Raw genomic sequence first — 11,641 nt, forward strand, 5'->3', positions numbered from 1 at the left:
GCATGCAGACAGTTTCCGCGAGCGGCTTGCGGCGCGTGGTCGTGACGGGCATGGGCATCGTCTCGTGCCTTGGCAACACGCTCGAGAGCGTCGCCGGGAGGTTGCGTGACGGACGCGGCGGCATCACACGCGTTCAGGCGTGGCGCGAACGCGGTTTCGCGAGCCAGGTGGCGGCAGTGGCTTCTGTGGCAGGCGAAGCGCCGTTCGAGCGCAAAGCCGAACGTTTCATGGGCGACACGGCGCGCTTTGCCTGCCACGCCGCGCGCAGCGCCATCGCCGACGCACATCTCGACGCGCACGCGTTGCGCACGCCTCGGGCCGGCGCGGTGGTGGGCTCGGGCGTCGGCACGATGTCCGCTTACGACGCGGCCATGGAGAGCGCAAACGCGCGCGGCGTCGACCGCGTGCCACCGTATACGGTGCCGCAGGCGATGAGCAGCACGACATCGGCGAATCTGGCGCATGTGTTCGGCATGGAAGGCGTGACGTACTCGCCTTCATCGGCGTGCACGACTTCCGCGCTCGCCATCGGCCAGGCCATGCAGCTGATCCAGACGGGCCGACAGGACATCGTGCTCGCGGGCGGCGCGGAGGGCTTGCACGACAACATGACGTTGATGTTCGACGCAATGGGTGCGCTCTCGCGCGGCTTCAACGACACGCCAGAGCGCGCGTCGCGGCCCTATGAAGCGCTGCGCGACGGATTCGTGATCGGCTCGGGGGCTGGCATCCTCGTGCTCGAATCGCTCGCGCATGCGCAGGCACGCAACGCGCGCATCTACGCGGAGCTGACCGGCTACGGCCACGGCACCGACGGCGCGCAGATGGTCGCGCCGCAGGCGGGGGGCATTGCGCGCGCCATGCGCGAGGCGCTGGCCGAAGCCGGCACGCGCCCGGACTACATCAACACCCACGCGCCTTCCACGCCCACGGGCGATATCGAGGAGCTGCTCGCGCTGCGCGCCGTGTTTGGCGGCGAGGTGCCCGCGTTCTCCTCGACGAAGGCGCTCAGCGGTCATCCGCTCGGCGCGTGCGGTGCGCACGAAGCGATCTACACCTTGCTGATGATGCGCGATCGCTGGATTGCGGGCGCCGTGGGCATCGAAGCGCTCGATGCCGCCGCCGCCGGCATGCCGCTCGTGCGGGAAACGCGCGACGCGCGCATCGATACGGCAATGTCGGTTTCATTCGGGTTCGGCGGCAGTTGCGCGAGCCTGGTATTTCGCGCCTGGAATGCAGTCTGAAGTTTCGGGCAACCCTGAAAATAATGAGGATTCCAATGAAAAAGACTTACCTCACGCTGAGCGCGGCCGCCATCGTCAGCCTGACGCTGGCTGGTTGCGGATCGCAACGCCTCACGCTGCCGATCCAGCCCGCCGCTGCGCTCTCAACGGGCAAAGCCGCGTCGGGCGCGAACCCCGCCACGAAGATCGACGTGTACTTCGGCGCGCAGCCGCACCCGGAAGTGGTCCGCCACGTAGGTGACGCCTCGCATTCGCTGCGGGTCGCCCGTGCGACCGACGGCGCCGAGGCCACCTGCAACAAGGCGCTCGCCAGCGCGCTCGACAAGCTGCGCGCGGACGCCCAGAACAAGGGCGCCAACGCTGTCATCAACGTGACCACGCGCTTTCACGGCACGGAAACCGGATCGGCCACCGAGTACACCTGCGGCGTGAGCCCGAGCGCGGCGGCGATTGCCGTCACGGGCGACCTCGTGGTGCTGCGGGCCAATTGAACCAACGGAGAAGAACGATGAAGAAACTGTGGATGCTCGCCGCGCTGTGCGCGGCCTTTGCGACGTCGCAAGCGAACGCACGCAATACGGTCGACACCTACCAGGTAGATGCCGCGCTCAAGAGCGAGCCCGGCAAGGTGAGCGACGATATCGCGCTGTACTTTGCGGGCCAGTCTCATCCGGCGGTGAAGAAGACGCTGGGCCAGTACTCCACGAACAAGAAGACGAACGCGTTCGGCAAGAGCGACGAAGCGGCCTGCCAGCACGTGTTCCTTTCGGCCGTGGCCGAGTTGCAGGAACGCGCGCGCAAGGAAGGCGGCAACGCGGTGATCAACATCAAGAGCAACTACAAGAACGAACTTCGAGAGAGCGCCACCGAATTTACGTGTGGCGCGGGCGCGATGATCGCCGGCGTGGCGCTCGTTGGCGACGTGGTGACGCTCAAGGGCGGCAAGTAACCCGCGGCAGGCGGCGGCGGGCCACCCGGCTCACGCCGCCTTGACGGCGGCTACGTTGACGAGCGTTTCGCGCCGCTTCCCAGGCTTGGGATGATGCAGGCCGAGGCGCTCGAAGAGACCGAAATCCGCTGCACGGCTCCACCACAGATAGGGCAGCGAAACATTGCGCTCCGAAAAGCGGAAGCCCGCCGCGCGGATCATTTCGAGGTAGCCGTTGGCGCTTTTCTGCACATGCATGGGGTGGCGGAACAGCAGCCGGATCACCCACGAGCGGATATACGCCTCGGTGGATTCGGCGAACAGCAGCACGCCGCCCGGCTTGAGCACGCGGTGGAACTCCGCGAGCGCGCGTTCCTGCTCGACCAGATGATGGAACGTCTGGTGGCAGAAGACGATGTCCGCGCTGGCCGTGGGTAGCGGCAGGTGCGCGCAGTCGCCGTGCAGCAGCTCGAATGCGGTGTGCGTTTTCAATGTGTCCTGGCACGTGCGCGCGGCGCGCGCAGCCAGTTCGAGCGACGCCTCGTGATAGTCGATCCCGACGATGCGGCGAGCCCGGAAAGCCTCGGCCAGCAGGCGGAACGATTTGCCCTGGCCGCAGCCGACATCGACGATTTCAGGCGCGGCGGGCAAGGGCACGTCCACGAGACGCTTGAGGTCGTTGATCGCCACGCGCAGCACGTGGTGCTCCCACGTATGCGTGCGCAGAAACCAGATGCCGAAGGCCGTTTCCGGCACGAACGGCACGTCATTTGTTTCGGAAACCGACATATTTTTTTATCCGTTGCGAATGCGGTCGTGGACGAGAATGGGGATTGTAAATGCAAGGGCAGCGCGAGGGGTGTCAAAATCACGGTTTCGCGCAGCGCAGTGCGCTTGCATTGGGCATACAGACGTAACAGGACGTGACAGAACGTAACAGGTCGCGTCAGGACGCAGTGAAGGGACAGGACTATGGAAAAGAGCACTGGAGAAGCAGTTATGACCCCATCCGCGCGACGCGAAGCCGTCGACGTGGCGATCATCGGCGCGGGCCCCTCGGGCGCCGTGGCGGCCGCCTTGTTGCGCAAGGCCGGGCGTTCGGTGCTCGTGCTCGAGCGCCAGCATTTCCCGCGCTTTTCGATTGGCGAGAGCCTCCTGCCGCAAAGCATGGCGTACCTCGAAGAGGCCGGCATGTTGCAGGCGGTAGTGGAAGCGGGCTTTCAGTACAAGAACGGCGCGCATTTCGTATGGCGCGATCACGCGACGGCGTACGACTTTCGCGACAAGCATTCGGCGGGCTGGGGCACGACCTACCAGGTGGAGCGCGCGAAATTCGACGAGCTGCTGATCAACTGTGCCGCACAGCAGGGCGCCGAAGTGCGCTTCGGCCACACCGTGGTTGCGATGCGCACGGGCGACGCGCCGATGCTGGAAGTCGTCGACGAAAACGAGGTGCGCTATGAAGTGCACGCGCGCTTCGTGCTCGACGCGAGCGGCTTTGGCCGCGTACTGCCGCGCCTGCTGAACCTCGAAGCGCCGACCGGCCTGCCCACGCGTGCCGCGATCTTCAGCCATGTCCGCGACGGCCTGCCGCTCGACGCCTTCGATCGCAACAAGATCTGCATCGCGACTCACCCCGAACACCGCGACGTGTGGTTCTGGATGATCCCGCTCGCGGGCGGCCGCTCGTCGGTTGGCTGTGTCGCGCACGCGGCCTTCCTCGACGTGTCCCAGGCGGAACGCGAGGCGCGGCTGCGCGCGCTCATTCGCGAGGAACCGACCCTGAACCGCCTGATCGGCGACGCGCCGTTTCTCATGCCCGTGAACCAGATCGGCGGTTATTCGGCTAACGTCGAACGATTGCATGGCCCAGGCTACGCGTTGCTCGGCAACGCGGGCGAGTTTCTCGACCCGGTGTTTTCTTCCGGCGTGACGATTGCGCTGCGTTCGGCGCACCTGGCCGTGAAGGTGGTCGAGCGCGCGCTCGGCGGCGCGGCGGTGGACTGGCAGACCGAATACGACGTGCCGCTGCGCAAGGGTATCGACACGTTCCGCGCGTTCGTCGAGCGCTGGTACACGGGCGAGCTGCAGGACATCATTTACTACCCGCGCCAGACGCCCTTGATCCGTCGGATGATTAGCTCGGTGCTTGCCGGTTATGCGTGGGACGAGAGCAATCCTTACGTGGCGGACCCGGTGCGCAGGCTCAACGTGCTGCACGAGGCGTGCATGCGGTCCATGTAGCGATCGACGAAAGACCGCTTGCCGGTTGGGTACCTGCGGTGGGACGCGGGGCCAACCCGGCATGCGCGCTTTTATTCGCCCGGTGGCCGAACCGCGCCTAGCTGGATCATCAACCCGAGCGTGTCCATGATGAGGCGGGTTTCCTTGATCCGGCCGTCCTGAAAGCGGTCGATGACCATGCCCCATACCTTGACGGCGCGCCCCGTAGCGTCCACGCCGAGAAATGCGCCCTGGTGCGTGCCCGTCCACTCGAAGCGCGTTAGCACGCGATCCCCTTCTGTGAGTTGTTCCTCGACGCGCCAATGCATGTCCGGGAACGCGGCTCTCATGCCACGCACGACATCCTTGATGCCCTCGATACCGGGACCCTGGCCGGGAAACGGCACCTGCTCGACCATGTCTTCCCAGAAGAACCGGTCCGCGGCGTCGAGCTGCCCACGGTTGAGGACTTCTTCGATAAACGCGCGAACCAAACCGCTAGTCTCGTGCATGGGATGAACGCCTCCTGGCTGGCGAAGAGTGGAAGGAGAAGCCGGTTGCTGCAGAGTAGGCTCGCACGCGCAACGGCGTGCGCTGGAGTCGCGCGAGAACGTGCGGTGGCGCACATTCCCGGCTTTGACGGTCAATGACTTTCACGAGCCCGGATGGCCTGCGGCAGGGTTGCCCGCGAGTTTCGCGCGCCGGCGGATTGCCTTTACCTCTTCGCGTGTCAGTCCGAGCGAAGTCAGAAATGCCGCGTGCGAGTCGGGGTTTTCTGCCTCGAACCCGGCATGCCAGTTGTCCATCTCCGCCTCGTCGAAGCCCGCGCCGCGTAGCATCGCAACCCAAGCGTCTTTCCCGCGCTGCTTGCCACGCCGTCTAAAAGATGGTTGCGCGAGCAACGTTGCAATGGCTTTCTGACGTTCCCTCAGGCGCGCGATCTCGGCGGTCAATCGCATCAAATGCGCTTCGAGGATGTGTGCGGCGGCATTGCCCTCGCGTGCGAGCAGGTCGCGTATCGCGGCCAAGGGCAGCCCCGCGGCCCGGTAGGCGCAAATCGCGCGCAGGCGCTCGTGTTGCGTCTCGTCATAGAGCCGGTAGCCTGCGCTGCTGCGTGCGCTCGGCATCAGCAGGCCGAGCGCTTCGTAGTGCAGGAGCGAAGAGCGCGAGAGTCCTGCCTCGCGTGCCAGTCTTCCGAGAGTAATGCGTGTCATGACGGCAAGCGAAGTCTGTCGGGTTCGAGAAAGCCACAGCGCGCTTCGGAGCGGGCCAGCAATTCGGGCGAGTAGTGTTCGGCGACGAGCGTGCGGCAATCGCCGGTAAATACCGGTGCATGGGCGAGAAATGCCTCGAACGAACGCGACGGATTCGCAGCGCCCGCATGCGCCATGAGCCGGATCAGCGCTTCGGTCATTGTACGGTGGTATCGATCTTGTGCGCCGAGATGGGCGGCGTAGTGCGCAATGCCGGCGCAGGTCCGCTCAATGGCTTCTTCAAGCGGGTGACGCTGCAAGTAAATCCACGTTACGCGCAGATGATTGCGATGATTGAACGCCGCCGGCGGCAACTGGCAAGAGAGAAAGGCTTCGAGGAAGGCGTCGTCGGTGAGATGCCGGGTCGTTTCCATGTGTTTCGACACAATGTTCGTTGAACAGAGTGCCGATGGTGAAGGTGACTACGGTAGTCGGGTCAAGCGAATTTTTTCGGGCAGTGAAACACCGAGAGGAATGCAAAAGCCTGATTTGCAATCCTCCCGGTTTTCTGCTTAATGCGTAGGTTCGCTACGCGCGCGTTATTGTTTCGTGATCTATCGCGGCAACCCGATACCGGCCCGTCAATCAGAAGTTGCCGAAGAAGCCGCGCGCCGCGACCATGCAGAACGGCGCGACGATGTCGGCGTGGTAGGCCTGGAGGACGGCGGACATTCCGCCGTCCTTTGCGCCGGCCTGGACCGCCTGTGCGGCGACTGCCGCTTCGGCCTGCGCAAAGCCGGCCTTCACTGCGGCAAACGGGTCGTTCGCACCGGGTGCGGAGTCGACATCCAGCACGCTCGTCAGGCCAGGCGCGACGTTGGCGTTTTTCCAGTAGGCCTGCTCGATTGCCGCGTTGAAAAAGAACACCGTCGGGTCGAGGTGGCCGCCGCATAGCAGCACGGGCGAGCGCGGCACCCAGTTACGCAGATCGTTGCGCTTGAACGCCTGCCGCAGCGGCTGCGCCGGACTGGCAGCCGGAGCCATCGCAGCGGTCGGCGAGGGATACGCGCCGTCCGGATTGACGATCTGATCTTCGAGCATGCTCAGACGATAGCTATTGCGCACGAGATTCGCCGTGCCGAATCCCAACGCGAATAGCGGCGTCAATTGCGCCGGCGCGAGAGGCGGTGCAAGCGGCGGCGTCAACGAAGCGAACTGTGCCGCAGGCGGCGTGCTGCTGAAGAGCTGCGTTGCAGGCAATTTGCCTTCGGCGAACAGCGTGTCCAATGAGGTGACGCTCGGCAGCAGATCCTCTATACCGGGGGCGTAGGCCGCTTCGAAAAAGTCGCCTGGCTTGCGATAGATATTGCCATACGCATGCTGGTAGCTCGTGGTTACGAGCACTGTAAAGATCGTCGAGCCGAGGTCGACCTCGCCCTGAACCAGCGCGTCCGCCATGGCGCCCAGCGCATACGGACCGGAGCCCGGCGCAGAAGCCGTCACATTGATGCCGGCGGCCTGCAGCGCGCGATGCGTGGCGAGCGCCACGTAGCCGCCCTGCGAATAGCCGGTCACGAACAGCTTGCCGTTCTCACGCGTCTTGTTTGCCGGGCCGGGAAGCGCCATTGCAAAGCGGGCCGCGCGCAACGAATCGATTACATCGGCCGATTGCTGGTCGCCGTTCAGATACGGGTGGTACGGCAATGGCGAGCCGGCGTAGCCGGCATAGTTGCTCGCCACCACGACATAGCCTTGCGCGGCGTAGATCGCCGCCACGGCAATGCCTTCACCTGCGCCGTCGCCGTTGGCCGGGTCCGTTTGCGTTATGTCGGCGATGTTGTAGTTGCGGTAGGTCGTCGTTCCGTGCGCATACAGCATGAGTGGGCGCGGACCGGTGCACGAGGCGCCGCCGCCTGGAATCATCAGCGCGGCGCTCGACATCGTGGGTTCGCCCGCGCCGCCTATCGTGAGGTAGCGGAAGTACTTGATTTCGATGTCGCAGCGCGGCGTGCCTGCAACCTGCAGCAATTGCTGACCCGTTGCGTTCGTTCCCAGCAGTTTCGTGAAGTCAGCCGCGCTCAGGCGCAGGCTCGTTCTCTGCTCGACCAACTGGCCGCGGAAAAAGCAGCTCAACCCGCTACAGGTCGAACCGGCCTGCACGACATTGCTGGCACTCGACAAAAAGAGAGTCAGCAGTACCCAACCCGTCTTAAGCATCGCTCCTCGCATTTCACGCTCCGTTCTTGTTGGTGTTCGGAAAATGGGGCTGCCTTGCAGAGTCAAACGAGTATAGGTAAACAGAATCGCGGATTGCTACTTGTTGCGGGAACAATTTTCCAGTGAAGCGCTTTAAGAAGAATTGGCACTCGCGCTTTATGGTCGGCTGCGATTTCATGTAATTAAACGTCTATCGCACATCAAACAAAGAGGCGAATTGAGGGCCGACAGGCTAGTATTTAGTCAGAAGGATCTCACGGCCAATTACCAGGAGACTAGCCATGCCTCTCGTTTTCTCGAACATCAAGACGGACTGGGACAATGCGATAAACGCAGGCGGAATTCTTCCTGTGGCGGCCACCTACGAGGACGCGACAGACGATGGCGGTACGCTCATTTACTTGCCGTTTGAACTCCAGAACGAGAAGTATCACATCACGGTACCCATTGCGAGCGGCGGCGTGGCGAATTCCTGCCACGTAACCGCCGAGCGGCCGACACCTGTTCATCTCGACACAAGCAAAGGGAAGAAGGCCGGAACGACATACACCGTGAAGAACAAGCCGAGCGCGTATTACGATTTCATTATTAGCGGCGGTCCCGTGCCGAATGTCGTGTTTTCACACTCAAGCAAAGTCGAGATACTCGGAAAAAAATCCCAGAAAGTCTTCAGTGCCAGTTTCACGGGTGTTCTGACCAATGCGGTGCAGAACATCATGCGCGACTTCGCGCTATACATGCTCGGCCTTGGCTCGGCGCACGCAACGCCGGGCTGACATTCAGACCGAATCGAAACGATCGCGGGCGTGTCGCTCGCGGCCGTGCCCTATGGAATTAGCGTAGAGACCTGCCCAGGCTGAACCACCTTGATTACGCCGCCCCACATGCACACGAGCGTAGCCTGAGCATCCAGCGCCGGCATCGCGCCTAGCGTGACGGTGGGTGCGCCACCGGGAATCCAGGGCGACGGCGTGGCCGGAACACAGGGCATGGGCGTGAACACGCCCAGCGCCGCGGCTGTCGCAGCGATCACCGTGGGGTTCGCCGGGCTTTGGCACAGGGCGAACGGCGTGACATTGGCGATGGGAATCGAGTCGGCAATCGTTGCGGCGGGCACGCCGCTCACGAGCACACGATTAACGGGCATCACGTTGAGCGTGCCCGGCGCACCGCCAAAGGAACATTGCAGCGTAGCGCCGGCGCAGACTTGCGGACTGGTCATCGTGTGGCTCCTTATACGTCGCGGTCGTACGGAAATCGCAGGCTGAAATCAAGCCGAAGACGGATTGGCGAGCGATTGCCACCATTGCTTCCAGCGCGGCAGCGGCTTGCCGTCTGCCGCGATCGGTCGTCGGTCGTCGGTATAGCGCTGCGCGGCTTCGAGCGGCTTGCCCGCGCTGAACGGTTGGCGCAACGCAAGACAACCATTCGGATGGAAGCGCTGCAGGATTCCGTGCAATTTTCCGTTGCGGTAATGCGCTTCTTCGAGCAGCGTGCCGTCGGCCAGCCACGTGCGCGAGATCCCGTGCAGCACGCCATGCGCATAGTGCGCTTCGCGCTGGATCTTGCCGTCGGGGAAATAGAAAAGTGCCTTGCCGTCGAGCTTGCCGCCCGTATATTGCACCTGTGCCGAGGGGTTGCCCTCAGGATAGAAATAGGTCGCCGGACCGCTGAGCACACCATTGGCATAACGAATCATTGCCACCGGACGTCCTTCGGATTCGATGCGAACCGGGCCGTGCAGCGCGCCGCCCAGCGTCGCGCCTTCAATGCGCGTGTCGTCGCGTTCTATCGTGACCGGCTGGATCGTCTCCATGTTCGCCTCAATTGATCTTCACAATGCCGCCCTTGACCACCAGCATGCCGCCGCCGTCCACCGTCTGCTGCACGGCGCCCTTGTTCGTCACGCTCTGCGCCTCGTTCGAAAGCGTGCCGTCCGACTTGTTGGTCAACGACGTGCCGGCCTGATTCGTGAGCGACACGGCAGCCTGATTCGTGAGCGACGCGTCGCTCTTCGCCGTGAGGTTGCCCGTGCTTTGCAGCGTGAGCGTGCCGCTTACCTTGATGGTGAGGTTGCCGTCTACGGTGAGCGTCATGTTGCCCGTCACGGTCTGATCGAGATTGCCGCCCACCGTGCGCGTTTCGTTCCCGCCGGCTTTCACGGTGCGCGCGCCTTTGATGTCGACGGTTTCGTCGCCGGTCTTCACCGTCGTGCTGCGGTTGCCTTGTTCGACCGAGAGGGTATCGTTGCCTTCCTTGATCGTATGCGTGCGATCGTTCTTGATCGTGCTGGTTTCGTTGTGGTCGATGGTCCACGTGGCGTCGTTGATCACCTTGGCGTTCAGGTCCTTTTGCGCCTGCAGGAAAACTTCCTCGCTGTCCTGCTTGTCTTCGAAGCGCAGTTCGTTGAAGCCATTGCCGCCTTTCGAGGTGTTCGTCTTGATGCCGGATTGCGTCTGGTTGTCGGGCAGCGTATAGGGCGGGAGGTTCGCGCCGTTATACACGCTGCCCGTGATAAGCGGCCGGTCGGGATCGCCGTCGATAAAGCTCACCACGACTTCGTCGCCCACGCGCGGCATGAACTGCATGCCAAAGCGCTTGCTCGCCCAGGGCTGCGCCACGCGAATCCAGCACGAACTCTGTTCGTCGTTCTGGCCGTCGCGGTCCCAGTGAAACTGCACCTTCACGCGGCCATACTGATCAGTCCACAACTCCTCGCCGCTCTTGCCGACCACCGTCGCGGTCTGCGTGGGCATGAAGGGGCGCGGCGTCGTGCGCGCGGGTCGCCAGGTCGTCGCGAAGGGAAACGCTTCGAAGCGGTTGCGATAGCGACTGTGATCGGCCTCGTGAATCACGCTGCGCACGACCCATTCGATGTTGGCGTCGCTGGAATCGTGGTCTGCCAGCGTGAAACGGCAGCCGGGCGCGAGCGCGCGGCAATCACTTTCGCCGATGAGCAGCCGCGTGGGCGCGCGCAGTGCATCCACGCGATGCTTGGAGAGCGTGGAGCCGTCGCTGCTGGTGGCGTAACGCCCCGGGTACTCGTACACACTGTGCCCGTTCGATGCCGCTTGTGCCTGCGAGTAGAGCTGAGCGCTTGGCGTTTCCCACGCGTAATCGGTATGCGAGAAGAGGCCGGAGGCCGTTTCTTCGACGATCTCGCAGTGAACGATCTGCGTCGATTCGCGCGCGCCGCTCGTGCCGCCCGTGTAGTGCAGCGTCGCGTCGCCGGGCAGAGGCGTGAAGGCGTCGTTGCTGTCGGCAATGACGAGCGTATGGCTGCCGGTATCGTGACGGAAGAAGTAAAACCAACCTTCCTCTTCGCACAGACGGCTCACGAACGCGAAATCCGACTCCGCGTACTGCACGCACCATTCGCGCGTGGCGGGCGTGCCCGTGACCGAGAACGAGTAGTCCGTCAAGCTATGCCCCGCCAAAACGGCCTGGATGATTTCCTGCGCGTTTTTGCCCTGAAATATGCGGTTATTGCGCGAGAGCGTGAGGAGCCAGAGCCACGAACGCAGCTCCAGCGTGAAGTGGCTCGCGTCCACCGTCGAGGGCAACTGCGCGGCGCGCGTGCACACGGCGTCGATAAGGCGCGGCGACTCGCCCCATGCGAGCGAGAGCGTCGCATGATTGCCGGTCATGCCCGAGGGCGCGGGCGGCGGCAATCCGCCATGGGCGTGAAGCGTCAGCGCGGTGGGGGCGTCCAACGCCTCGCGCGCTTCGAAACTGGCGGGAAAGAGCGTGCTGAACGCACTTCCGCTCAGGCTGATGCGCGCGTCGGTGTCGACTGAGATGGGGCGGTTCATCGCGTGGATCAGGTTTGGCTGTAT

The 11,641-nt window shown here is 63.6% G+C and carries 13 protein-coding genes; 5 read left to right on the plus strand and 8 right to left on the minus strand.

Features of this window, described 5'->3' with window-relative positions; all coding sequences use genetic code 11:
* Positions 1-2: 2 nt before the first annotated feature.
* Genes U5A57_RS32300 through U5A57_RS32310 form a run of 3 tightly spaced genes read left to right on the plus strand, consistent with a single transcriptional unit; the run spans position 3 to position 2,193 of the window.
* Complete coding sequence (locus tag U5A57_RS32300; RefSeq protein ID WP_321915744.1) at positions 3-1,244, plus strand: beta-ketoacyl synthase N-terminal-like domain-containing protein; 1,242 nt, start codon at positions 3-5, stop codon at positions 1,242-1,244.
* Between the two features lie 35 nt (positions 1,245-1,279).
* Positions 1,280-1,735, plus strand: coding sequence for a signal peptidase (locus U5A57_RS32305; protein ID WP_321915745.1), 456 nt, complete (start codon positions 1,280-1,282; stop codon positions 1,733-1,735).
* A gap of 17 nt (positions 1,736-1,752) precedes the next feature.
* Complete coding sequence (locus U5A57_RS32310) at positions 1,753-2,193, plus strand: excinuclease ABC subunit A (protein ID WP_321915746.1); 441 nt, start codon at positions 1,753-1,755, stop codon at positions 2,191-2,193.
* A gap of 30 nt (positions 2,194-2,223) precedes the next feature.
* On the opposite strand, the gene U5A57_RS32315 is transcribed toward U5A57_RS32310, so the two are convergent.
* Entirely contained in the window at positions 2,224-2,961 is a 738-nt protein-coding gene (locus U5A57_RS32315) for a class I SAM-dependent methyltransferase (RefSeq protein WP_321915747.1), read from the minus strand.
* A gap of 210 nt (positions 2,962-3,171) precedes the next feature.
* Here U5A57_RS32315 and U5A57_RS32320 point away from each other — a divergent pair, with 210 nt between their 5' ends.
* Positions 3,172-4,416: an NAD(P)/FAD-dependent oxidoreductase gene (locus U5A57_RS32320; RefSeq protein ID WP_321915748.1), complete on the plus strand. Its 1,245-nt coding sequence runs from the start codon at positions 3,172-3,174 to the stop codon at positions 4,414-4,416.
* Positions 4,417-4,487: 71 nt separating this feature from the next.
* Here the strand turns inward: U5A57_RS32320 and U5A57_RS32325 are convergent, their stop codons facing one another.
* From U5A57_RS32325 to U5A57_RS32340, 4 genes are all read right to left on the minus strand, one after another.
* Positions 4,488-4,907 (minus strand): ester cyclase, encoded by a 420-nt coding sequence (locus U5A57_RS32325; RefSeq protein WP_321915749.1) that lies wholly within the window; start codon positions 4,905-4,907, stop codon positions 4,488-4,490.
* A gap of 141 nt (positions 4,908-5,048) precedes the next feature.
* Complete coding sequence (locus tag U5A57_RS32330; RefSeq protein WP_321915750.1) at positions 5,049-5,609, minus strand: MerR family transcriptional regulator; 561 nt, start codon at positions 5,607-5,609, stop codon at positions 5,049-5,051.
* Positions 5,606-6,022, minus strand: coding sequence for a hypothetical protein (locus U5A57_RS32335; protein ID WP_321915751.1), 417 nt, complete (start codon positions 6,020-6,022; stop codon positions 5,606-5,608). The genes U5A57_RS32330 and U5A57_RS32335 overlap by 4 nt, the downstream gene beginning before the upstream one ends.
* A gap of 211 nt (positions 6,023-6,233) precedes the next feature.
* Positions 6,234-7,805 (minus strand): alpha/beta hydrolase, encoded by a 1,572-nt coding sequence (locus U5A57_RS32340; protein WP_321915752.1) that lies wholly within the window; start codon positions 7,803-7,805, stop codon positions 6,234-6,236.
* A gap of 281 nt (positions 7,806-8,086) precedes the next feature.
* Here U5A57_RS32340 and U5A57_RS32345 point away from each other — a divergent pair, with 281 nt between their 5' ends.
* Entirely contained in the window at positions 8,087-8,581 is a 495-nt protein-coding gene (locus U5A57_RS32345; RefSeq protein WP_321915753.1) for a hypothetical protein, read from the plus strand.
* A gap of 50 nt (positions 8,582-8,631) precedes the next feature.
* Here U5A57_RS32345 and U5A57_RS32350 read toward each other — a convergent pair whose 3' ends face one another.
* The 3 genes from U5A57_RS32350 to U5A57_RS32360 are packed head-to-tail and all read right to left on the minus strand — an operon-like array spanning position 8,632 to position 11,617.
* Complete coding sequence (locus U5A57_RS32350; protein ID WP_321915754.1) at positions 8,632-9,027, minus strand: DUF4280 domain-containing protein; 396 nt, start codon at positions 9,025-9,027, stop codon at positions 8,632-8,634.
* A gap of 48 nt (positions 9,028-9,075) precedes the next feature.
* Positions 9,076-9,621, minus strand: a complete 546-nt coding sequence (locus U5A57_RS32355; RefSeq protein ID WP_321915755.1) for a toxin-antitoxin system YwqK family antitoxin — start codon at positions 9,619-9,621, stop codon at positions 9,076-9,078.
* Between the two features lie 7 nt (positions 9,622-9,628).
* Entirely contained in the window at positions 9,629-11,617 is a 1,989-nt protein-coding gene (locus U5A57_RS32360) for a type VI secretion system Vgr family protein (protein WP_321915756.1), read from the minus strand.
* Between the last annotated feature and the right edge of the window lie 24 nt (positions 11,618-11,641).

The sequence above is a fragment of the Paraburkholderia sp. J11-2 genome, assembly GCF_905220185.1.
Classification (GTDB): Bacteria; Pseudomonadota; Gammaproteobacteria; order Burkholderiales; family Burkholderiaceae; genus Paraburkholderia.